This is a genomic window from Burkholderia sp. Z1 (assembly GCF_014893795.1).
Lineage (GTDB): Bacteria > Pseudomonadota > Gammaproteobacteria > Burkholderiales > Burkholderiaceae > Burkholderia > Burkholderia theae.
Genome location: NZ_JACFYL010000003.1, coordinates 817,905 through 841,357 on the forward strand (window position 1 = coordinate 817,905; position 23,453 = coordinate 841,357).

The 23,453-nt window shown below is 64.7% G+C and carries 20 protein-coding genes; 5 read left to right on the top strand and 15 right to left on the bottom strand.

The genetic code is table 11. The features are described 5' to 3' along the window. Positions 1-49 precede the first annotated feature (49 nt). Complete coding sequence (locus H3H55_RS35750) at positions 50-703, top strand: hypothetical protein (RefSeq protein WP_193102857.1); 654 nt, start codon at positions 50-52, stop codon at positions 701-703. Between the two features lie 91 nt (positions 704-794). On the opposite strand, the gene H3H55_RS35755 is transcribed toward H3H55_RS35750, so the two are convergent. Beyond that, the gene (locus H3H55_RS35755; protein WP_193102858.1) at positions 795-2,648 is read right to left on the bottom strand and encodes a tannase/feruloyl esterase family alpha/beta hydrolase; all 1,854 of its coding nucleotides are present in this window, start codon (positions 2,646-2,648) and stop codon (positions 795-797) included. A 91-nt stretch (positions 2,649-2,739) separates the two neighbouring features. Next, positions 2,740-3,876, bottom strand: coding sequence for a porin (locus H3H55_RS35760; protein ID WP_193102859.1), 1,137 nt, complete (start codon positions 3,874-3,876; stop codon positions 2,740-2,742). Between the two features lie 567 nt (positions 3,877-4,443). Here H3H55_RS35760 and H3H55_RS35765 point away from each other — a divergent pair. Then, the gene (locus tag H3H55_RS35765) at positions 4,444-5,382 is read left to right on the top strand and encodes a LysR family transcriptional regulator (RefSeq protein WP_193102860.1); all 939 of its coding nucleotides are present in this window, start codon (positions 4,444-4,446) and stop codon (positions 5,380-5,382) included. A gap of 31 nt (positions 5,383-5,413) precedes the next feature. Here H3H55_RS35765 and H3H55_RS35770 read toward each other — a convergent pair whose 3' ends face one another. From H3H55_RS35770 to H3H55_RS35800, 7 genes are all read right to left on the bottom strand, one after another. After that, entirely contained in the window at positions 5,414-5,812 is a 399-nt protein-coding gene (locus H3H55_RS35770) for a RidA family protein (protein ID WP_193102861.1), read from the bottom strand. Positions 5,813-5,889: 77 nt separating this feature from the next. After that, positions 5,890-6,666: a benzoate diol dehydrogenase BenD gene (benD, locus tag H3H55_RS35775; protein WP_129517988.1), complete on the bottom strand. Its 777-nt coding sequence runs from the start codon at positions 6,664-6,666 to the stop codon at positions 5,890-5,892. Continuing rightward, positions 6,663-7,685 (bottom strand): benzoate 1,2-dioxygenase electron transfer component BenC, encoded by a 1,023-nt coding sequence (benC, locus tag H3H55_RS35780; protein WP_193102862.1) that lies wholly within the window; start codon positions 7,683-7,685, stop codon positions 6,663-6,665. Before benC ends, benD begins: the two co-directional genes overlap by 4 nt. A gap of 40 nt (positions 7,686-7,725) precedes the next feature. Continuing rightward, positions 7,726-8,214, bottom strand: coding sequence for a benzoate 1,2-dioxygenase small subunit (gene benB, locus H3H55_RS35785; RefSeq protein ID WP_048246542.1), 489 nt, complete (start codon positions 8,212-8,214; stop codon positions 7,726-7,728). Continuing rightward, a complete protein-coding gene (locus H3H55_RS35790) occupies positions 8,211-9,569 on the bottom strand; it encodes a Rieske 2Fe-2S domain-containing protein (protein ID WP_193102863.1) in 1,359 nt (452 codons plus the stop codon). Before H3H55_RS35790 ends, benB begins: the two co-directional genes overlap by 4 nt. Before the next feature lie 114 nt (positions 9,570-9,683). Further along, on the bottom strand, positions 9,684-10,619 hold the full coding sequence (gene catA / locus H3H55_RS35795) for a catechol 1,2-dioxygenase (protein ID WP_193102864.1): 936 nt from the start codon (positions 10,617-10,619) through the stop codon (positions 9,684-9,686). A gap of 52 nt (positions 10,620-10,671) precedes the next feature. Then, a complete protein-coding gene (locus tag H3H55_RS35800) occupies positions 10,672-11,808 on the bottom strand; it encodes a muconate/chloromuconate family cycloisomerase (protein WP_193102865.1) in 1,137 nt (378 codons plus the stop codon). Between the two features lie 846 nt (positions 11,809-12,654). On the opposite strand from H3H55_RS35800, the gene H3H55_RS35805 reads away from it, so the two are divergent. Further along, positions 12,655-14,568 (top strand): S10 family serine carboxypeptidase-like protein, encoded by a 1,914-nt coding sequence (locus tag H3H55_RS35805; RefSeq protein ID WP_193102866.1) that lies wholly within the window; start codon positions 12,655-12,657, stop codon positions 14,566-14,568. A gap of 88 nt (positions 14,569-14,656) precedes the next feature. On the opposite strand, the gene iaaH is transcribed toward H3H55_RS35805, so the two are convergent. The 4 genes from iaaH to H3H55_RS35825 all read right to left on the bottom strand — a co-directional run bounded on the left by iaaH (position 14,657) and on the right by H3H55_RS35825 (position 19,710). After that, positions 14,657-16,129, bottom strand: coding sequence for an indoleacetamide hydrolase (gene iaaH / locus H3H55_RS35810; RefSeq protein WP_193102867.1), 1,473 nt, complete (start codon positions 16,127-16,129; stop codon positions 14,657-14,659). A 102-nt stretch (positions 16,130-16,231) separates the two neighbouring features. Then, positions 16,232-16,945, bottom strand: coding sequence for a helix-turn-helix transcriptional regulator (locus H3H55_RS35815; RefSeq protein WP_193102868.1), 714 nt, complete (start codon positions 16,943-16,945; stop codon positions 16,232-16,234). Between the two features lie 182 nt (positions 16,946-17,127). Continuing rightward, positions 17,128-17,565, bottom strand: a complete 438-nt coding sequence (locus H3H55_RS35820) for a hypothetical protein (RefSeq protein WP_193102869.1) — start codon at positions 17,563-17,565, stop codon at positions 17,128-17,130. Positions 17,566-17,703: 138 nt separating this feature from the next. Further along, positions 17,704-19,710 (bottom strand): alpha-galactosidase, encoded by a 2,007-nt coding sequence (locus H3H55_RS35825; RefSeq protein ID WP_226800702.1) that lies wholly within the window; start codon positions 19,708-19,710, stop codon positions 17,704-17,706. On the opposite strand from H3H55_RS35825, the gene H3H55_RS35830 reads away from it, so the two are divergent. Further along, positions 19,709-19,888 (top strand): hypothetical protein, encoded by a 180-nt coding sequence (locus H3H55_RS35830; protein ID WP_193102870.1) that lies wholly within the window; start codon positions 19,709-19,711, stop codon positions 19,886-19,888. The genes H3H55_RS35825 and H3H55_RS35830 overlap by 2 nt on opposite strands. 288 nt (positions 19,889-20,176) lie before the next feature. Here H3H55_RS35830 and H3H55_RS35835 read toward each other — a convergent pair whose 3' ends face one another. Beyond that, positions 20,177-21,079, bottom strand: coding sequence for a LysR family transcriptional regulator (locus H3H55_RS35835; protein WP_193102871.1), 903 nt, complete (start codon positions 21,077-21,079; stop codon positions 20,177-20,179). Positions 21,080-21,236: 157 nt separating this feature from the next. On the opposite strand from H3H55_RS35835, the gene H3H55_RS35840 reads away from it, so the two are divergent. After that, complete coding sequence (locus H3H55_RS35840; RefSeq protein WP_193102872.1) at positions 21,237-22,013, top strand: SDR family NAD(P)-dependent oxidoreductase; 777 nt, start codon at positions 21,237-21,239, stop codon at positions 22,011-22,013. A gap of 60 nt (positions 22,014-22,073) precedes the next feature. On the opposite strand, the gene H3H55_RS35845 is transcribed toward H3H55_RS35840, so the two are convergent. Next, complete coding sequence (locus H3H55_RS35845; protein WP_129517975.1) at positions 22,074-23,258, bottom strand: sugar transporter; 1,185 nt, start codon at positions 23,256-23,258, stop codon at positions 22,074-22,076. Between the last annotated feature and the right edge of the window lie 195 nt (positions 23,259-23,453).

Below are 23,453 nucleotides of genomic sequence, written 5' to 3' on the forward strand. Positions count from 1 at the left end.
ACAACCGATGCGACTCCGACGCCTCCGATCCCGCTTCGGCCAATTTGCCTTGCCGGCGCTGCTGTCCGCGCTGTCTCCGTCGGTCAGCCATGCCGAAGCGGGCGAACTGGGCGGCATCGCGATGGCCGCAGTTACGTTCTCGTCGACGGTCTGGGTCGTGCTGACGGTGGTGGTATTCGTGTGGTTCCTGCGCCGGCTGCCGCTGCTGAAACGACTCGCGTGTACCGTGCTGTTTTTCTGCCTGCCCGCCTTGTTGATCGGCGGCATGGCCCTCTGGGAATACGCACTCGACGGCTATACCGACAGGCCCGAGGTCACGACCAAACCGCTGGTGGTGCTCGGCGTCACCTTCCCGCCCGGGAGTCAGGCCCACTACGACGGCGCCGGCGGCTTTTTCGGCTGGGGCGCAAAACGCACGCTGCAGTCGATTCATGGCCCGCGCCCCGTGCTGCTGGGCAACGTGCCGATCGACGGGCTGATCTTCATCCCGGAGAACTGTTGCGACCGCGCCAGGGCTGAAGTCAGCGCCGGTACGATCGTCGACGACTTGCCTTGCGGCGATACGATGTTCGACCTCACCCCCGCCGGCCCCGCGTTGAGGTCGTGCTTTCTGGCCGCGCCGGTCACGTGGCACGGGAAGCAGTGGCCCGCCGGGTCCTATGTCGACCTCACCGCACCGCCGACGGCGCAGGATACGAAATAGATCTCGGCGACACCGGCAACGCGTCGTAGCCGCCCCTTCACGACACCAGATACGCGCGGCGCGCTCCGCCGCGCGTATCCCGTCCCTGCCTCTACCGGCACGAATAGTTCGCCGCATCCTTGATCGACCCCGAACCGTTGTACGTGGCCTTCGTCGGATACATGCACACAGGCTGGCTCGCGCTGCCGTCCGCCGATGTCAGCGTGATGCTGGTCGGCGCGCTGCCGTGCTCGACCCAGTCGACCAGCTTCGCATACAGGTCCTGCCGGTCGGCGTTCGGCAGCGGCACCGTATTGGCCGTTTGCGCGGGGCCGGCCGTGCCGTTGACGCCGCCGTAACCGCTGCAATGCCCCATGCCGGGAACCAGGAACAGCCGGTCGAACTGCTGCACGGCCGGGATTCCGCCCATCCGGCTCGCCACGCGTTCGTAGTAGTTGATGCTGCCGGACGGCGTGATCAGCGGATCGGCGAGACCGTGGTAATGCAGCACCTTCGCGCCGGTCTTCACGAGCCCCGACAGATCCGGATTGTCGGTATTGATGTTGCCGAACGACGGCTGCAGCGCGATCCCCTGATCGTATGCGTTCGCGAGACCCGCATAGGTCAGGCCCTTCCACTTGTTCGCGCCGTTTCCGGTCGCGTTCGTGAAGTTGGCCCCTGCGATCGTCGGATCCTGCAGTTCCAGCGCAACGAGGTCGGTCGAGATGCTGAACGGCGACGATCCGGCCAGCGCGCCGGTAAGGGTCCCGCGCATCAGGCCGAACCACAGCTGATTGCTCGCCAGCGACGTTGCCGTACCGATGTCGGCAGCCGGGCTCGGCACCGAACCATCGCGCGTCATCCCGTACCAGGTCTTGTTCATCGACGTCGCTTGCGCGGCCGTCACGCACGCGGCCGTTGCATTCGTCCCCGTGACGACGCCGATCTTCACGCCGGCGCAAAGCACGTTCGCGTCCTGCGTCGGATCGTAGCGACACTGGGCCGGATCCATCAGATAACCCAGATGCTGGCCGCCGACCGAATCGCACGCGCTCACGGCCGCCCCCGACAGCAGCGTCTGTTGCGCGTCGGTCAGCGTCACGCCGCCCAGATCGTTTTGCGCGACGACCTGCGGATAGAGCTCGTTCGTAATGAACTTCGACCAATTGAACGCAGGCGCGCCGTTCAGATAGCCGTCGTAGTCGGACGGATTGTTCTGCACCTCGTTGTAGCCCTGCCGGCCGCCCGTCGAGCAGCCGTCCCAGTACGCATACTTCTGCGGCGTCGCATAGTACGCGGCGACCAGTGCCTTCGTCTTCAGCGCCAGTTCGTGCAGGCTACGCTGCGCGAAGTCGCCCCACAGCGTCGTGTTGACGGTCCCGTCCGGATTCATCGCAAACGAGCCGTTCGTGACGGCATGACCGGTGTCCGTCGTGCCGACCACCGCGCCCTCGGCGGCCGCGATCGTCGCCGCGCCCGGCACGCCGCCGGCGCTGGCGATCTGCGTCGGGTCGTCATAGGCGCCGCCTTGCCAGCCGCCGCCGCCGAGATTGTGGATCCGGTGATTCCAGTTCGACGGCGTGGGCAGCCAGATTTCCATGCCGATGCCCGCCGACGTCGACGGCGCGCCCGCCGGCCCCGCATTGCCCTGGCCGACGTTCAGCTTGACGAGACACAGATCGCTGCCGGCAACCGGCGTCGCGGACGTGGCCGCCGATGCAGCGAGCACGAGCGGATCGCCAGCCTTGAACGCCTTCACGGCAATCACGGTGGTGTTCGCGTCCGGCGCGAAGCGCGCTTTCATCGTGTCGTTGCATGCCAGCGCAACGGATGTCGCGCCGCCGGACGCCGCCACGTCGTGATCGTTACAACCTGACAGCGCCAGGCTTCCGAGCGCGGATGCGACAGCCACTACCCCCAAACGCCATCCACTGCGGCCGTCGTTGCCGCCGATCGTCGATTTCATATCGTCCCTCCGTCTTCTTTCGTGTTGTTTGCATACTTGAAAGCGAACCGGCGCGCACCGATTCGCTCGGTGGTCGTTCGAAGCGACTCGCTCAGAACATGTGCCGGATACCAGCCATCACACCGACCTGGTTTTGCCCCGGTGCGGGCGTCGTGCCGCCACCGCCGGCGCTGATCGTGAAGGCGGCGTGCGCGCTGTTGGCGAGGTACGCGCCCTGCAGATAAACGGCCGTCTGCTTCGACAGGAAGTAGGTGCCGCGCAACGCGCCGAGCGTCGCGCGTGCATCCTGGCCCGAGACGTTGACGTGATAGACGCCGCCATCGACCAGGAAAGCGGGCGTCACGTAGTAGTTCGCGGTGAGATAGAACAGGTTCGAGTGCACATTCGGGCCGCCCGACGAATCGGTGTCCACCCAGCGACCGATCCAGCCGCCGCCGAACCTCACGCCGTTCGCGTTGACGTAGCCGTTGACCTGCGCGCGGTCGTCCTTGTCGCCGCTCGACGTCAGCGGCATCGGCTTGACGCCGTCGAAGAAGTTCGCGGCAGCGGTCGCGCCGCCGCCGCGCTGTTCCTCATACGACGCGGCCGCGCCAAACGACGTCGAATCGTATTTGAGCATCGCCGACCACAACCGGCACACGGTCATGTCGCCGGGCGTCGGGCCCGCGCACGTACCCTGCCCCGGCGAGTTTCCCGTCCCGGCCGAATCGCGGCCGAACGAGTACATCGCACCGGCCGTCCATCCGCCGAACTTGCCGCGCCACGCAACGGCGTTATCGGCGCGGCCGTTCGGGATGTACGCGTCGAGGGACGGCAACCCGTAGATGTTCGGGCCGAGCAGGTCGGAATCGAGCACCGCGTAATACGTCATCGTGTACTGACGGCCGAACGACAGCGTGCCGTACGGGCTGTCGATTCCCACCCAGCTTTGCCTGCCGAACAACCTGCCGCCCTGTCCCATCGTGCCGCTGCCGACATTGAAACCGCTCTCGAGCGCGAAGACGGCCTTGTAGCCGCCGCCGAGATCCTCCGACCCGCGCAGCCCCCAGCGCGACGGCAGCTCGCCGGTAACCGAAGGCATGCGCACGACGCCCTTCCCCTCGGCATTGGCGTGCGACACGTATTCGACGCCCGTATCGATCACGCCGTACAACGTCACGCTGCTTTGCGCAAAACCTGCCGTCGTGAATCCGAGCAAAGCTCCGCCTACGAGATGCTGAAATCTCATTCCGTCTCCAAACGTTGATAGGGGTAATTCTCGTTTCTTCGGATAACTGATCAGTTATCCTGAATCGATGGATTTATTTCCGCTGATTCGACGCTACACCCGACGATGTACGGCGGGCGCGAAATGCGGGTTTCTTTCTGAAGATGGCGACCGGGCCGGAGCAACACGGCATGCGCGTCGAGCGTCGACGCTGCCGTTCGACTCGCCGCGGGCTTCCGGCCGATGGGGAATGTGATCGGGGGGTGTCTCCTTGTTGCATGATTCCGTTCGGGTTTGCAACCTGTTTGCGACGATAGTAGCGACCACCATTTCACCAGTCCAACACCGAATGGGTATCAGCTTATATCTGCGAGGTATGAACGGGTTGGTCGCCCATATTTGGTGCACGGATGGCGTGCCATGCCACATGAATCCATCTGCAAACCGAACTAATTTTCCTGTAAAAACCGGCCGCGCTCGTGTCGAACCTACCGTAGAATCAAGAAGGCCACCTCACGGCCACACAGCGGCCATCCAACGTGTGCGGCTTCGGCTACATCCCCCTCTCTCCATTCGACGGCAAGGAACATGGAGCTACGCCATCTGCGCTATTTCGTTGCTGTCGCCGAAGAACGCAGCTTCACGCGCGCGGCACAAAGGCTACACATCGCGCAGCCGCCGTTGAGCCGACAGATCCAGCAACTCGAACAGCTGCTCGGCGCAATGCTGTTCGAGCGCGAATCGCGTCCGCTGAAGCTCACCGAGACCGGCCGCTTCTTCCTCCAGCATGCGGTTCAGTTGCTGGCGCAAACGGCCGAGCTCGAATCGATGACGCGCCGCGTCGGCAAGATCGAACGCAGCCTGTCGGTCGGCTTCGTCGGTTCGACGCTGTACGGGATGCTGCCCAAAGTCATTCGCCGCTATCGCGAGCGGCATGCCGAGGTCGAACTGAGCCTGCACGAAATGTCGACGATGGACCAGATCAAGGCACTCAAGGAAGGCCGTATCGACGTGGGCTTCGGGCGCATTCGCCTCAACGATCCGAGCGTGCGCCGCGTCGTGCTGCGCGAGGAACCGATGATTGCGGCGCTGCCGCTCGGCCACCGGCTATGCGCGGCGAATGCGGCGCTGTCGCTGCACGACCTGCTCAACGAAACGTTGATCGTGTTTCCGAAGACGCCGCGCCCGAGCTATGCGGATCAGGTACTCGCGGCGTTCCACGATCGCGCGCTCAAGCCGGCGCGCGTGCTGGAGACGCGGGAGCTGCAGGTGGCGCTCGGGCTCGTCGCGGCGGGTGAAGGCGTGTCGATCGTGCCGAAGAGCGTGTACGGGCTCAAACGCGACGACGTGTCATACCTGGATCTGGACGACGCCAGGCTCGTGTCGCCGATCATCATGAGCATGCGCATGCTCGACGAATCCGACGACATCGAACGCATGCTGCAGCTCATCTACGACCTGTACGACGAGCACGGGATGGCGTACCTGCCAGCGGCGGAACGCGCCGATCCGGCCTCGCGAAACTGAGCGGAAGCCGGACAGCCATGCATTCGCGCGATCACGCCTGCAACACCGCCACCGCCTTGATCTCGACGATATAACCGGGCGACCCGCCCAGCATGTGCGCGCCGACCGCCGTCCACGCCGGCTTCGGGTGCGCAGCGAGGTAACGGTCGCGCACCTGCATGAACAACGGCAGGTCGCGCATGTCGGTATGGAACGTCGTCAGGTCGACCACGTCGTCGAACGACGCGCCGGCGGCCTCCAGCACGCGCCCGAGATTCTCGAACGCCTGCACGATCTGCGCTTCGCGGCCTTCGACGAGCTGCATCGCCGCATCGCGGCCGATCTGGCCGGATACGTACAGCGTATCGTCGACCTTCAGGCCGGGCGCGTAGCCGATTTTCTCGTACACCGCTTCCATTCCCGCCGGAACGATGGCTTTGCGATCACGCATGGATGTCTCCGTGGCCGGCGTCTTCGCACCGGCCGATGGGTTGTCGATGAACAGCAGGCAGCTTCACGGCAAGTCGCTCAACCCGTATCACCACCCGCAACCGGCAGCACCGTGCCGGTGATGTAGCTCGCCTCGTCGGACGCGAGGAACAGGATCGGCGCGATCTGCTCGTCGAGGCTGCCGTAGCGCTTGAAGAACGTCGAATCGGTCACCTGCCGCACCGCTTCGCCCATCCACGCCTGTTCCTGCTCGCTGTCGCCGGCCGCATTGCGCGGCACGCGCCGTGGCGGCGCACTGGTGCCGCCCGGCGCGGTCGCGACGACACGAATGTTGTGCTCCGCGTATTCCATCGCGAGCGCCTGCGTCAGCGCATTGACACCGCCTTTCGCCGCCGAATACGGCACGCGGCGGATGCCGCGGGTCGCGTTCGACGAGATGTTGACGATCGTGCCGCCGCCGCGCGCGAGCAGGTGCGGCAGCACCGCGTGACAGGTATAGAGCGTCGGCATCAGCGAACGGCGGATTTCCGCGTCGATCTGCGCCGGCTCGAACTCGGCGAACGGGCGCATGCGAATCGCGCCGCCGACGCCGTTGATCAGGATGTCGATGCCGCCGAACCTCTGCACGGCACACGCGATCGCCGCGTGCGCGCCGTCATAGGTTTCGAGATCCGCGACGAATCCAGCCGTCTCGCCATGCGGCGCTTCGGCGGCCACCTCGGCGACGAAATCCGCGCGATCGACGAACAGCACCTTGCCGCCTTCGGCCGCCGCGCGCAGCGCGACGCCGCGGCCGATACCCTGTGCCGCGCCGGTGACGACGACGACCTTGCCGGAGAATCGTTGCATGATCATGCCGCCTTTGCCGTGACGTTGGGGGTGAACTTCTCGTAGTGGAAGCTGTTGGGCTTCACGCCTTCGTCGTCGAAGTACTTGCGCACCGCATCGACCATCGGCGGCGGCCCGCACAGATACACGTCGACGTCGCCGTCGTTCAGCGCGTCGGCCGGAATATGCTGCGTGACCCAACCCTTGCGCGGGTGGCTCGATGCCGCGTCCGCGATGACCGTCGCAAAGCTGAAGTTCGGCAGTTTCGCCGCGTAGGCTTCGATCGCGTCGACCAGCACGAGATCGAGATCGCGCGTCACGCCGTAGATCAGGTGCACCTTCTGCTGCGAACCGGTACGCGCCAGCACCTCGAGCATCGACAGGAACGGCGCGAGGCCCGTGCCGCCGGCGAGCAACAGCAGCGGCCGCTGCACGTCGCGCAGGTAGAAGCTGCCGAGCGGCCCGTGCAGTTCCAGCGTGTCGCCGGGCTGCGCCGATTCGAGCCACGTGCTCATCACGCCGCCGGGAATCTTCTTGATCAGGAAGCTGACCTTCGCGTCGGCCGGCGCCGACGAGAACGAATAGGAACGGTGCTGGCCGCTCGCGGGCACGTCGATGTTCACGTACTGGCCCGGCAGGAACACGGGCGCGGCCGCGCCGACATCGAGTTCGAGCACGACGGCCGCATCGTTGTGTTGCTCGATCTTCGTCACGGTCGCGGCAAAGCCGCTTTGCCCGGTCTTGCATGCGACCGACGACGTCGGCACCGCGATCACGCAATCGCTTTGCGGCACCATCTGGCACGTCAGCACGAGGCCGCCGTCTTTTTCGTCTTCGGTGAGCGCGTCGTCGATGTAGTCGTCGCCGAGGTCGTAGGCGCCGCTTTCGGCGCGGCACTTGCAGGTGCCACACACGCCGTCGGAACAGTCCATCGGCAGGTTGATCTTCGCGCGGAAGGCCGCGTCGAGAACCTTCTCGCCGGCCTTGCAGTCGATGAAGCGGGTCACCCCGTCCTCGAAATTCAGTGCAATCTTGTAGCTGGACATGGCATCACCTCCACTTCCTTTCATGACAAAACAACGGGCGTCAGACGTGGTAGACGTCGAGCACCTGCCGGATGTAGTCGTTCTTCAGCACGATCTTCTTGTGCGAAATCAGCAGCGCGTCGCCCGCCTTGCGCAACGTCACGAACATCGTGCCGAAGAAGTGGTCGGTCACGCGGTAACGATGGTTCAGCGTGTGAAAGTTGTAGCGCACGTCCACTTCGTTCTCGCGTTCGGCCAGCACCTCGACGTTCGTCACGTTGTGGCTGGTGCGCGGCTCGGGCGTCGACGCGCCGCTGCGCTCGGTCTTGATGCGGAACACGCGATCCTCGAGGCCGCCGCGATCCGGGTAATACATCAGCGAGATCTGGCTCTGATGGTCGTCGGTCGGCCGGTCGTCGTCGTCCCACGCGGGCATCCAGTACGTGACGTCTTCCGTGTAGCAGGTCAACCACTCGTCCCACTGGCGATCGTCGAGCAGACGCGCTTCGCGGTACAGCGCCGCGCACACAGTCCGGTAATCGAAGTTCATGCCGCCACCTCCCCGCGTTCCTTCTTCAGCGCATCGCGCATCACATGCATCCAGTGTTCGTGCTGGCACACGAACAACCCTTCGTCCTCGCTGCGCTCGCCCGAAATGCGCGGGTTCAGCCCCATCTTGCGGGCGTTCTCGTCCGGGCCGTCGACCCACAGCGGCGCACCGCGCGACATGTCGTTCCACATCGCCGTGATGCCCGCATAACCGGCCTGGCAGGCGCGGAACTCCTCGAGGTCGTCGGCAGTGCCCATGCCCGTCACGTTGAAGAAATCCTCGTACTGGCGGATGCGCACCGTGCGGTCGGCTTCACTCTCGCCCTTCGGCGCGAAGCAGAAGATCGTGACTTCGGTCTTGTCGACGCCGAGCGGCCGCACGACACGAATCTGCGTGCTGAACTGGTCCATCAGGAACACGTTCGGGTACACGCACAGGTTGCGCGTCTGGTTGACGATGAAATCGGCCTGCACGTCGCCGACGCGCGCCTTGATCTCGTCGCGATGCTGGTACACCGGCCGCACTTCCGGATTCATCGTCTGCGTCCACAGCAGGATGTGGCCGTTGTCGAAGCCGTACACGCCCGCGACCGACTTGCTCCAGCTGTTCGCGTCGACGGCCTTGGTGCCGTCTTCCTTGCGCCGGCCCATCGTCGCCGCATAGTTCCAGTGCACGGTGCTGACGTGGTAGCCGTCGCAGCCGTTCTCCATCTGCATCTTCCAGTTGCCTTCGTAGATGTAGGACGAGTTGCCGCGCAGCACTTCGAGCCCGTTCGGCGCCTGGTCGACGATCTGGTCGATGATCACGCGCGCTTCGCCGAGGTGGTCCTCGAGCGGCAGCACGTCGGCGCTGAGGCTGCCGAACAGGAAGCCGCGATAGTTCTGGAAGCGCGCGACCTTCTTCAGGTCGTGCGACCCGTTCGTGTTGAACTGCACCGGATACTCGGTCGTCTTCTCGTCCTTCACCTTCAGCAGCTTGCCGGTGTTCGAGAACGTCCAGCCGTGGAACGGGCACGTGAAGCTGCCCTTGTTGCCGTGCTTGCGGCGACACAGCATCGCGCCCTTGTGGGCACACGCATTGATGACCGCGTGCAGCTCGCCGGTCTTGTCGCGCGTGACGACCACCGGCTGACGGCCGATCCACGTCGTGTAGTAGTCGTTGTTGTCCGGAATCTGGCTTTCGTGCGCCAGATACACCCAGTTGCTCTCGAAGATGTGCTTCATCTCGAGCTCGTACAACTCCGGGTTCGTGAATATGTCGCGGCGGCAGCGGAATACGCCGGCTTCCTTGTCGTCCTGCACCGCAGTGGCGAGCAGGTGACCCAGTTCGTTGGCTTGGTCGATCGTGGCGGACATGTTGGCTCCTCCCATGCGCGTGCCGCGTCCTGCAAGGCACGCTCGCATCGGTATCGGTTGAATCTCGCGGGAACCCGGCCGGCGGCGGCGCATCCGCGCCGCGCCGGCGGGCGGTTACGCCGTCGCGGCAGCGCGCAGGCGGTGGACGATCTGGTTGTCCTTGCCCTGTACCAGCGGCGTCAGCACGAAGTTGAACTCGATGTCCTGGTACGCATCGGCCTTCATGCCGAGCGCCGTGCCGCCGGTCTTGTCGACCACCGGCGGGATCAGTTCCTCGCGCGTCGCATACGCGAAGTCATCCCAGATCAGCGGATCGCCATCGATGTTGAACTGCGTCGTCAGCTTGCGGTGATCGTTGCTGTCGACGAAGAAGTGCACGTGCGCCGGGCGGTTGCCGTGGCGGCCGAGGCCGTTCAGCAACTGCTGCGTCGCGCCGTGCGGCGGGCAGCCGTAGCCGACCGGCATCAGCGTGCGGAATTCGTACTTGCCGTCCGCGCCCGTCCTCACCGCGCCGCGCAGGTTGAATTCGGTCTGCGCGCCGGTCGGGTCGAAGTGCGAATAGAAGCCTTTCGAGTTCGCGTGCCAGCATTCGACCAGCGCGCCGGCCACCGGCTTGCCGTCGAGGCCAGTCACCGTGCCGTGGATCACGAGCGGGCCCGCGCCTTCGTCCGCGTCGAGGTCGATCTTCGACACGCCGTCGCGCACCGGTGCGCCCGCCACATACAGCGGCCCTTCGATCGTGCGCGGCGTGCCGCCGTCGAGGCCGACGGCCTTGTCCTCGGCGTCCATCCGGATGTCGAGATACTTCTCGAGGCCGAGGCCAGCCGCGAGCAGCGCCGCTTCGCCGTCCTGGCCGAGCTTGTTCAGGTAGTTGACGCCGGCCCACACTTCGTCGGGCGTGATGTCGAGATCGTCGATCGCCTTGAACAGGTCGCCGAGCAGCCGCTGCACGACCTGCCGGGTGCGTGCGTTGCCGCCGTTCCCGCCTGCATTCGACGCGGCCTTCAGCAGGTCCTGCACTTCGTTGGTCTCGAAAACTTTGACGCTCATGATGGTGTCTCCACGTAGTTATGGGGGAATGGCGGGGCTTGCCTGGCTCGCGCTACCGGACGACTTTCGTCAGCCCGTCGCGGGTAAAGCGCCTGACCTTGCCCTCGTCGAGTTCGATACCGAGACCGGGGCCGTCCGGCACGGTCAGTTCGAACTCGCTGTAGTCCAGCGGCTGCGTCAGGATCTCTTCGGTGATCAGCAGCGGCCCGAACAGTTCGGTGCCCCACTGCAGATTCGCGAAACTCGCGAACAGGTGCGCGGAGGCGACCGTGCTGAACGCGCCTTCGAGCATCGTGCCGCCGTACAGCTCGATGCCGGCCGCATCCGCGATCGCCGCCACGCGCTGCGCGGCGAAGAGCCCGCCGCTCTGTTCGATCTTGATCGCGAACACGTCCGCGCCGTGCTGCTTCGCGATGTCGAACGCGCTGTCGGGGCCCTGCAGGATTTCATCGGCCATCAGCGCGACCGGGAAGCGGCGCATCAGGCGCGCCAGGGCCGCGGCGGACGCGACCGGTTGTTCGACCAGTTCGCAGCCGGCATCGGCCAGCGCGGGAATCGCCCGTGCGGCCTGCGTTTCGCTCCACGCCATGTTCACGTCGACGCGCACCGATGCGCGGTCGCCGACGGCTTTCTTGATCTCGGCTACGTGCCGGATATCCGCGGCGGGCGCCTTCGCGCCGATCTTCAGCTTGAACACGTTGTGGCGGCGCTGATCGAGCATCCGCTCGGCTTCGGCGATGTCGGTTGCCGTGTCGCCCGAAGCGAGTGTCCATGCGACCGGCAGGCGGTCGCGCCGGCGGCCGCCGAGCAGTTCGCTGACCGGCACGCCGAGCCGCTTGCCGTGCGCGTCGAGCAGCGCGGTTTCGAGCGCGCTCTTCGCGAAGTGATTGACCTTCGCGAGCTTGCCGAGGAACGCCATCAGCGTCTGGATGCGCGTCGCGTCGTGGCTGACGATCGCCGGTGCAAGGTACGCGTCGATCGCGAGCTTCATCGCTTCGGGGCTTTCCGGGCCGTAGGCCATGCCGGCGATCGTCGTGCCTTCGCCGATACCCGTCACGCCGTCGCTGCAGAACACCTTCACCAGCATCAGCGTCTGGCCGTGCATCGTGGCGACCGACAGCTTGTGCGGACGGATCGTCGGCAGGTCGACGAGACGGGTTTCGATGCGTTCGATGGTGACGGAGGACATGGGGCACGCCGTGGAGATGAAGTTCTTGAGGCGATTTATACGTCCCGGTCAAACGGAGCGTCCAATACTTTTAGGCGGCCATTTCAATACCTGAGAGGTATTGAAATGACGGGACATTCGCCAAATATCGCCGACCACCATACCCGCCGTGACAGGCAATACGGTCTGCAAGTCATGCTGGATCAGGGGGAGCGGCAACCCGGGATGCGGCCCGCCGGAGGGCCGGAACGGAGACGGCAGCCGTACCGGCCGGGGCATGAAAACGCCGCTTCGCCGAGCCGCATCAGGGTTTTCCTGATGGATCGCCACGGTTCTCGACCAGATCGGCGACGCGCCCGATCGTCGGCGACGGCGGAAAAGCGACGCGGGCTGCCCCCACGGACGCATCATCGGAACGGCACACCGGCGAACTCGACGAAACCGCGGCCGGTTCGGCATCGAGATCGCGCCAGAGCGCGAGGAATCTCCAGACCGGCGCGCCGGCCGAATATCCGCTGACGTCCAATAATCAAAAAGCATTTGTATCGATTGACGAATCCATCGAGTTAATCCGTGTTTATAAAAACATGCTCAACACTTTCAACTTCTACAAACTTCTTGCGCTGTAAAATTTTGTGACATACATTCGGTACGCCATCCTAACCGATGCGCCAAACAAGCTCGCATCTCATCAATAAAGACAAAAGAAGCATAACTATTAATTCATTAAGCATCACTTACGGCATGTAATCGTGCCGATCTTGTCACGCCTATTCAATTCGTTAATCACCGGCAAACAGGAGGTTGCCGAAATACAGGAGACGTATAAAAACTCGCCTTTTTCAAATTCGAACATAAGGGGTAAAAATGTCGCGTTTACCTGATGCGAATCATTTCGGCCGTCGACTACCGTCGATCAAGGCCGGCTATCTCGGAGCGGCCATCCTCGCCGCATGTCTCGTCTCGGCCTGCGGTGGTGATGACAGCCCGGCCGCTTCAGTGTCTGCCGCTTCGGCTCCGGCGCCGCTGCCGCCTCAAACCACATCCGCCACCACGCCGTCATCACCGTCGCTTCAGCCTTTGGCCGCCGATCAGCCCTACCTCGACAACACGGCCTACGACACGACCGCAACCGGATCGCTACCGTCCGCGACAGAAGCGGCGGCGGTGACGCACCATCGCATCACGCTCAACGGCAAGCCCCTCACCTATACGGCGACGGCAGGCCACCTGACCGTGCGGGATCCCAATACCAACACGCCGACGGCGTCGATCTTCTACACCGCGTACACGCTGGATGGCGCGGACGTCACGAAGCGCCCGGTCACCTTCTTCTTCAACGGCGGGCCCGGCTCGTCCTCGAACTTTCTGCACATGGGCTCCTACGGGCCGATGCGGGTATTTTCCGAACAGGGCTCGACCGTCTCGGGTCCGAATGACGTCACGCTCGGAGAAAACCCGCAGACGCTGCTCGACAAGACCGACATCGTTTTCGTCGACCCGCCGGGAACCGGTTATTCCGAAGCGATCGCGCCGAAGAAAAACCAGGATTTCTGGGGCGTCGATGCGGATGAACGGGTCAATGCGGGGCTGATATACCGCTACCTGAACATCAACAATCGCGGACAGTCGCCGTTGATGATCTATGGCGAGTCCTACGGCGGGCCACGTGTCGGGATCATGTCGTACACGCTGCACGACACCTACGGAATCAAGCTGAGCGGCTTGATCATGCAGGCGCCGGCCCTCAACGAATACGAACAGCGAATCAACAAGTACAGCGACGGCTCCGTTCATGCCAGCCGCCGTTATCCGGTTCCTTCGCTGATCGGCCCGACCATCACGATGGCAGCCAAATACTGGGGAGCCATTACCGACCCGACGCTGTCCGCGCTGAGCCTGCCCGATCTCTTTCAACGATCGGAGGATTTCTCGTTCAATACGCTCGTCAAGCTGGCGGATCCGCTGAATGCGTCGACCGGGCTGCCCGATCCGTCGTCGCGCTCGTCCTCCAGTGCGGTCACCCTGGCGCAAACCGTCGCACCGCAGCTCAACGCGCTATTCGGCAACCTCCTGTACGCCGATGCAAGCGGCAGTCCGTACTTCTTCAACGCCCAGGCGCAATCAACCCCATCCAACCCGACGGTGATCGCCGATACGTTCTATTTCGCCAACGAAGGCGTCGGACCTCAAATTCCATTGAATTTCGACAATGCTTTCGTTCAAGGGAAAACGCTCGGCGCATACGATCTGCGCAAGGCCTTGGCGGGCGCCAACATTCCGGCATCGATCGACAATTACCTGACTTACGATCCATCGCTCGACGATTTGTCCGCCTACACGCCGATCTTTACGTCCTACGTTTATAACAGCCTCAAATACCAGGCCGTTTCCGGATACCAAGGGCTGAATGCGGCAACCGGAGGCAACTGGAATCACACCACCAGCTATCCGAACGGCAGTCAGCTGCCCTTCCCCGACGCGACAATCTTCATTGCGGATGAAATGGCGATCAATCCGAAAATGCAGGTGATGACCGCAGCCGGGTACTACGACGGCGTGGTGCCGGCCGCGCTCGTCGACTGGGACATGCAATACGTATCGGATCCCAAGGGCGGCCAGATCCCGTCATCGCAAATGCAATCGAGCTACACGCGGGTGCTGTATCCGGGAGGCCACATGGCCTACGCGGACGACGCCAGCCGTCAACAGATGCACGACACGCTGGTCGGCTTCTATGCGAAGGCAACCAGCACCTCGATTCCGTCGATGACCCGATAACCACCCGGGCGCGCTGTCCGGAACGCGAAAGCACAGTCGGTCGCATCCCGTCGCGATCGACTGGCTACGCGTTCCGGCAGATCACGCGTCACGCTGCGCCGCCGGCGGCCGGGTAACCGGCCAGCCGGCCTTCCACCCCATATCCGTCGTCCGGCGCCGGCAGCCGCCCGAGCACCCGTTCGACCTCCAGCGCGACCGCGATGAGTTCGCGATCGGTGCCGGCCGCGCCATCCAGCGCAAGGCCGACCGGCAGACCGGCCGCCGTCAGGCCGGCCGGCACGGTCATGCCCGGTACCCCTGCGTTGCTGCCCGGCTCGGTATTCCTGGTGTAGGTGCGAAACACGGAAACGGTCTCGCCGTTGAGGATCATCGTGTCGCCCGACGGGATCGGGCAGGCGGTCGCGATCGTGGTCGGAAAGGCCAGCGCATCGGCACCGCTGTCGGCGAGGCACTGCCGATACGCGGCGCGCGACCGCGTACGCCGGTCGAGCGCGGTGCGGTAAGCCTTTTCGCTGATGCCGGCGGGGCCGGTGATATGCCGGGCAATCCTCGCGACGTCCGGACTCCCCACGTTCGCGACGATGTCGTCGACCGACAGGTCGTAGCCGTTCTCGACCAGATACGCCTGCATCGACGCACGGAATTCGTACATCGCGATCACGGCCGGCTCGTCGTCGAAGAACCCCGGGTACGCATTCAGGTCGATGTCGACGCACTCGAATCCCGCCTGCTCCAGCTTCGCCACCGCGGCATGCGCCACCGCGTCGACATCCGGCGCGATGCCGCGCCACAACGTCGTGCGCGGAATCGCAAGACGCACCGGGCGCGCCACGCTGCGCATTGGGGCCGACATCGACGCGGCGTCGCCGGCCAGGATCGCGTCGAGCAGCGCGATGTCCTCCACCGACCGGGCAATCGGGCCGACGGTGTCGCGCGTGCGGGAAATCGGCGCGACACCGCCCTGCGGGTAACGCCCCACCGTAGGCCGAAAGCCAACCACGCCGCACAGCGCCGCCGGAATGCGGACCGAGCCGCCGGTGTCCGTGCCGAGCGCGGCGGGAACCACGCCCGCGCCGACCAGCGCGCCCGAGCCGCTGCTGCTGCCGCCCGGGATCCGGTCGAAATCGTACGGGTTGCGCACCGCGCCCGTCACGCGGTTGTTGCCGGACACGCCGAACGCGAGCTCGTGCAGGTTCGTCTTGCCCGCGATCAGCGCGCCGTGGGCCAGCAACCGCGCGACGACCGGCGCATGCTGCGGCGGCACGCGGTTGTGCAGCGCCAGCGTGCCGTTGCCGGTCGGCAGGCACGCGGTGTCGATGTTGTCCTTGATCGCGATCGGCAGACCGAGCAGCACGCGCGGGGTGGCCGATGTCGCGAGGTCGTGGTCGCAGCGAGCGGCTTCGGCCAGCAGCCGCGCGTCGTCGACGCACGTGAAACCGTTCAGGTAACGCCAGCGTGCGTGCCGCTCGATGAAGGCATACGCGTATTCGACACAGGAAAACTCCCGGCGCAGGATCGCGTGCCGGGCTTCGGTGAGCGTCAGGGAACCCAGGGGGGGCATGGTCGGCAGCCTCGTAACAGGGGAGCGTCACAAGGTAGGGCGCGCGGATTTTGACGCCCATCATCACAATGGATGACCCCGGGTCGCCCGCGGCGCGACCGGTCACGCCATCGCGACCGCCAGGCTCGCCCGGTTGGCGACACCCTTCTTCGCCATCACGCGCCGCAGATGCGTGCGGACCGTCGACAGCCCGATCCCGAGCGTGCGCGCGACGTCCTTGTCGGTGTAGCCGGCGGCGACGAGCCGCGCGACGTCGCTCTCGCGTTCGGTCAGCCCGGTGCACGCATGACGCCGCCTCAGCAGCGCGCGCCGGAAAAACGGCTCGATGCCGTTCAGCAGCAGCTTGTCGCGTTCCGTGAACTCGGGCCGCCCTTGCGCGCGCCAGATGCGCAGGTCGCCGACGTGCGTGTCGCCGTCGAACGCATAGACGTTGATCCCGTGGTGCATGCCGTCGCGGCTCAGGAAATCGTTGTAGAACGCGGTGCGCTCCAGATCGCGGCGGCTCATCACCTCGTCGACGCAGGTCGCCACGCGGCGCGCACGCAGTTGCGGCGTGACCGGGTCGATATGCTGGAACCACGCTTCGTACCGTGCGATCTGCGACGGATCGAGGTTGTACGAGAAGCCGTTGCGCCAGAGCCCGGTTTGCCCGTCGCAATCGAACGATGCGGCGAAATCCGCGCGGATCAACTGCGTGATCGCGGGCAGCACGACGGTCCTCACATCGACGAGCGGCCCCAGCGCTTCCAGGCGGGCAACGATGTCGCCGAACAGCCGGAGCTCCTCCGGCGTGATATCGGACACGGACAGGTTCATGATGGATTCTCCGCAAGCCGGTGGCGAACGCCTGCACCGAAAGCGTCGATGGGCGCTTCCGCGACGAAGGCCTGAACGCGCACGGGTTCGCCTGAATGCGCGATGTTACGCGGCCGATCGAGGCATCGCGTATCGAATGCGACACCGGGCCGCTGCATCGTCGCGCAGGCATGAAGGCACTGTCAGCGGCCGGCCGCCGCGACCGACGCCTGCCATTGCGCGGCCACGCCCGCGAAATCCTTCACCTTGAAAACCGAGCCGTCCTGGACGTGGACCCAGCCCAGCGTCCGCTCGGCCAGCGGCTTGTCGTGGTCGTCCGTCGCAATCTTGACGATCGCGTGCACGCGGATATGCACGAGACCGTCCGGATAGTCGGACGACGGGTTCGCCAGCGTCACCGTCACGAACGGGCCAAGATCCTGCAGCAGCTGCGCGGCCGGCGGGTTGTCGGCCATCAGCAATGCACCGCCCTTCACTCGGTCGTCCACGCGAATGGCCATGCCGTCCGGGCGCCGCTGCGCGGCGGTCGGCCGCGACATCCACAGCACGTGGTCCGGGTTGAGAAAGACCGCATCGGGGTCTCCCATCGCATCGCGGGTTTCAATCCGGGGTATCGGCATGCAGGGTCTCCAGTCGGACATCGGGCACCGCTCGCGGGTGCGGCGGTGCCATGATGATGCCGCAATATAGCGGCTTTTCGCATGTCGCCCGACGCATGGCGCGACCACCCGTGGCCGGGTAGCCCCGCCACGCACACGTTACTGCTTCGCCGGCGCGCCGATGCCGTCGATATCGGGCGCCCAGCCCGTCGGGTTGGAAAACTTCAGCGTGTTGGCGCCTCCCTGCTTGAACGTGCCCGTCACCGTCAGCGTCGACACGCTCCCCCACCCGCCCGTCGACGGGAACGACACGGAGACGGGCGCCGCACCGTCGAAACTGAGCTGCGCGCTGCGCGGCGTCGAATCGCCGTTCACGTAAGCGATCACGACGCTATATGTGCCGTCCGACGCAACCGAAATGCCATTGATCGTCAGCGTCCCGTTGCTGGTACCGTCACCGTTCCCGATATAACCGACGTCCTGTCCGCCCGAGCACGCGCCGCAAGACGACACGCGCGCCGCACCGCCGAGCGTGTTGCCGGCCGCCTCGGCCTCATACGCCATCGGCGGCGGCGGCGGGACTTTCACCGGCCCGGCCACCACCGCAACCGACGTGACCTCCGGTGCCGGCGTCGTGCTGTCGAGGCTCGACAAGGTCAGCGTGTTCTGCCCGGACACGAGGTTCGCGAACACCGTCACCGTGCCGACGGTATTGCCCGTGGGCGGAAACGCGAGCGTCGTGCCGTTTCCGCCGTTCGCGCCGAGGCGAGCCTTGACGGTTTCCGTTCCGGTGTTCTGGTACGCGACCTGGATGTAGCCGCCCGCCGTTTGCGAGGTCACGTTGTTGAACGTCACCATGCCGAGCCCGGTGACCTTCTTGCCGCTCGCGCAAGCGGCGCAGTCCGTATATGTCGCACCACCCGACAACGTACTCGGCAGGAACGTCGTCGACGGAAGGTCCGTGCCGCCCAGCACCAGCATCACCGTGCCGCCGGCGGGTATGCTCGCGACCGTATAGGAACCGGTGGCCGTGCCGAGATCCTTGTGTGCCCAGATATCGCGGACGGTGGCCGAGGTCCCTGCGGCGAAACCCAGTTGCTGCCACGTGACGGTCATGTCGCTTGCGGCCGACCCGTTGTTGAACAGCAGGACGGCGCGTTTTCCTGCACCGGCCAGCAGCTTCGCCCAGACCTGCTGCCCATTGGCATCCGCGACCTTCAATCCCTGCAGGCCCAGTATGTCCTGGTTGATCGCGATCAGCTCGGGATTGGTGAGGAGGCTCACCGTATCGCTCGCGAGTGTCTGCGACAGGTCGTTCCCGAGTATCATCGGCGCGCCGGCGATGGCCCACAGATTCACATGCGCGAGGTCGTTCGCCGCCGTCATGCCCATGCCGGCCACCATCATGTCCGGATCGTTGTAGTAACCGGTGTGCTGGCCTTCGGGATGATAGTTGCCGTTGAAATTGCCGAGCACCGAGCCGAACTTCGGAACCCCGCTCCCCGGCCCGTAGATATCGCCCGTCGTCCGCCACGACGTCGCGATGCCCGCGCCCCAATCCCAGGGCCCCAGGTTGTAGTCCGGGTATCCGCTGCCGCCGAGCGTGCCCCAGTCGCACATGTTCAGCACGAGAAGCTTTCCGGTGGCGGCATAGGCTTTCTGGATCGCCTGCGATATCGCCGTATAGGCTTGCTGGGGATCGTATCCGGCCACCCTGCCGCCGCACCAGTCGACCTTGACGAAGTCGTAGCCCCATTGCGCGAACTGCAGGAAATCGTGGTCGTAGTGCGCGTAATCGCTGCCGACGAAATGCGTGCCGTTCGTGTTTCCGCAGCCCTGCGGACCCGAGTCGATATAGATGCCGGCCTTCAACCCCTTGCCGTGAATGTAGTCGGCCATCGCCTTCATCCCGCCCGGCCACTGGTTCGTGGGGTTGCCGTTCATGTCGACGTTGATGATGAAGTTGCCGTTGGCATCGCGTTTCCTGGACGTCCACCAGCCTTCGTCGATATTCACATACTGGTACTTGTTGCCCGTCGCGAGGTTCGCGTTCAGTGCGGCCAACCCGTCGGCCTGCGCCTTGATCGTCGTGAAGCTGACGTTCTCCTCGAGGCTGTTCCACGACGACCAGCCCATCGGGGGCGGATTCACCGCGATCTGCTGCATGGCCGTCGGCGCCGTGGCCGTGGTTCCGCTGCCGCCGGCCGTCGATGTCGTGCCGGTGGTGGAGGTCGTACTGGTTGCCGAGGTGCTCGTTCCCGGCGATGAACCGACATCGTCTCCGCCGCATGCGGACAAACCTGTCGCCGCTGCAACGAAGCACATCATCAATATTCCTAAATGATTTCTGCCCTTCATCTTCGTCTCCCGATCGTTGTGAATGACGCACGTCGGCCCGCTTCGCACGCGTACGCAGATTAATGACGTTCCTTTCCCCGTTTCAATCTTTGCAGCATGCGGTCAAATACTGGGAGATGAAGGTTTTGCGGATCGAGAATGTTTTATCGTTAATAATTTAACTAATTGATATAAAAAACCCAATCTTTGGAGATATGGTCGACGAAAAGGAAATAATCCGGACGGCTATTGCGGGTTTATGGCGAAACCGGAGATTCACCCTGCTTCGCAGCGACTATCCCCGCCACGTTGCCTGCGCCAGCTTCGCTACCAGTTCGTCGTACACCACCCGGATGCGACGGGGCATCGGGCCACGCCGCGGTCGATAGACGTGCAGTTTCCACGGTTCGGGTTCGAGGCTGGACAGCAAGCGCACCAGGCGGCCCTTGTTGATGTACGGCCGGACGAGATATTCCGAGCACTGGGCGAATCCCAACCCTGCGCATACGGCGTCGACCTCCGCCTCGGTGTCGTCCGTCAGATAGGCTGGCGACGCGGGTTTGAATTGTTGCTCCCCGCGAAAAATCCACGGCCATGCCCGGCCACTCGCGCGGTCGATCAGGCACGTCACCGGCATCGCTTCAAGTGCGTTGAGGTTTTTCGGCTCACCCAGCCGTTTGATCAGCGACGGCGCGCCCACGACCCACATCGGCAACGGCCCGACCATCCGCGCGACAAAGCGGTTATCGCCGATCGCCCCGACCCGCACGCCGATGTCGATCTGTTCGTCGACCACCGGCGAAGGCACATCCGACAGCCTCAGATCCGGCACGAGACCCGGGTACCGCTGCATCAGATCGGTCAGGATCGGCTGGACGTAATGACGCCCCATGCCTGACGGCGCCGTCACCCTGACGACGCCGACCGGTTCATCGACCTGACCGTTAGCGGCCCCGAACAACCCGTCGACGGCGGAAAGCGCCGCCTGCGCCTCGAGCGCGAACGACTGCCCGAAGGCGGTGATCCGGATACTGCGGGTCGTCCGATGGAACAGGGTTTCGCCCAGCATCTCTTCCAGCTCGCGCACCGCGCGCGTGACGACCTGCGGCGACACGCCGAGACGCGTCGCCGCCTCGCGGAATGTGGGCGCCGCGGCGGCCGCGGCGAAGATCTTCAGGATGTCGAGTCGGTTGAGCATGAGTCTCCCCGTTGACGCTCGTGACGAAGCAATTTTATTCCTGAAGCAGGAATTCTGAATGCGTCATTGTTCCATTTTTTTATGGCCGGCGAACAACCACACTGTGCTTCAGACGTCGTTTCGACGTGAATGATCAACCCCTCTGGAGCATCTCATCATGAACGCAAGTACCCAACCGACTCAACTCGACGGCCGCATCGCCCTGGTAACGGGCGCCAGTTCCGGCATTGGCCGCGCATCCGCGATCGAACTCGCACGGCGCGGCGCGAAAGTCGTCGTCTCGGCACGACGCAAGACGGAACTGGATCAGCTGGTCGAAGCCATCTCGGCCGCCGGCGGCGAAGCCAAGGCATTCGCCGCGGACGTCGCGAACGAAGACGATCTCCGCAAGCTCTTCGCGTTCACGGCATCGACTTACGGACGCCTCGACATCGCATTCAACAATGCCGGCACGGAAGGGGTGTTCGCGCCGCTGCTCGAGCAGGATGCCGAACGGTTCGACATGGTGTTCGAACCGAACGTGCACGGCGTGTTCAATTCGATGAAGTACGCGGCCGAAATCATGCTGCGCCAGGGCTCGGGCAGCATCATCAACAATGCGTCGATGGGCGGGCTCATCGGCTTCGAGAATGCGTCGGTGTATATCGCGAGCAAACACGCGGTGATCGGGATGACGAAGACGGCTTCGATCGAGTGGTTCAAGCGAGGCGTGCGCGTCAACGCACTGTGCCCCGGGCTGATTGAAACGCCGTTCCATCACCGCGGCATCTGGCCGTCGGACGATGCACAACAAGCCTTTGCCGCGGCGACGCCGGCCGGACGGTGGGGGTCCGCCGAGGAAATGGCGACGATCGTCGCATTCCTCGCGTCGGACGATTCCAGCTATGTGTCGGGGCACGCGCTCGTGGCCGACGGCGGTTATTCGATTGCATGACGTGTCCGGCGCGACGTCGGGCCCCTACCGCCGGCGTCGCGCCCGGGAACCGGGCGTCGGTTACGCGACCGCCCGTTTCGCGTGAAGGCGCAACGCGAGCCACGCGATCCCGACCGCGACCGCGCCGACCACGCCACCGAAGGTGCCGACCCACGGCAGCCCGAAGCCGCTCGCGATATGGTTGCCGAGCAGCGCACCGGCGCCGATGCCGACGTTGTACAAGCCCGAGAAGATCGACACGGCCAGGTCGGTTGCCTCGGGCGCCAGCTTCAGCACCCACGCCTGCATCGCGAGACCGAAGCAGACGATCGCGCCACCCCAGACCAGCGTATGCACGGACAGCGTGACGATGTTCAGCGCGCACGGGAACAGGATCAGCAGGCACCCCGACAACGCGACGATCGACGCCAGCAGGAACTTGTCCGGCTCGTGCGGATAGACGCGATTGAAGCAAATCGCGGCCGGCATGCCGGCAATGCCGAACAGGATCAGCACATACGTGATCCGGCTGCTGCTCGCGTGGTTGACGCTCTGGACGAAGGGCTCGATGTACGTGTACGACGTGAAATGCGCGGACACGACGAGCACCGTAATCGCGTAGAGCGACACCAGCGCCGGCTTGCGCAGGAAGACGCCGACACTGCTGAGGGATCCGGCGCCCTGGCTCGGGAGTTCCGGCAGCGTCGCGCGCAACAGCAGAAGCGCAACGCCTGCCGCGCCCGCGATGATCAGGAATGTGACGCGCCAGCCGAACGCCTCGCCGATCACGCGCCCGAGCGGAATGCCGGCGACCATCGCGATCGACGTGCCCATCGCCAGCATGCTGAGCGCGCGGCTTTTCCGGTCGCTCGGCGCGAGCCGCACGGCCAGCGGCACGGAAATCGACCAGAACACCGCATGCGCGCACGCGATACCCAACCGGCCGACCATCAGCACCGCAAAATTCCACGCGACGCCGGTGACGAGGTGGCTGCCGATGAACACCAGCAGCGCCCCGATCAGCAGCTTGCGGCGCTCGACGTGACGCGTGACCAGCGTCAGCGGCAGGGACACGACGGCGACGGCCCACGCGTAGATCGTCAGCATCAGGCCGACGTCGGTCGGCTGCATGTGCAGACTGTCGCCGATCGCGCTGAGCAACGCGACGGGTACGAACTCGGTGGTATTGAAGATGAAGGCAGTCAGTGCCAGGGCCACTACGCCCCACCACGAATGCTCGGAACTGATGGCGTCCGGTGTTGCCATACCTGGGATCGACGAGGGTTGGGGGCGCGTACGGCGCGGAAAGCCCGGCCCGGCGCATCGCCCGCGATTGTACCAGCGGCGCGTGACTCGTCATGGCGCGTCGCGGCCACGGGACATCGCCATGACACGGCCATGCGCCGATAATGTGTCGACGGGATTTTCACGGACGGTTCGTTCGAACCCAATCAGGCCAGG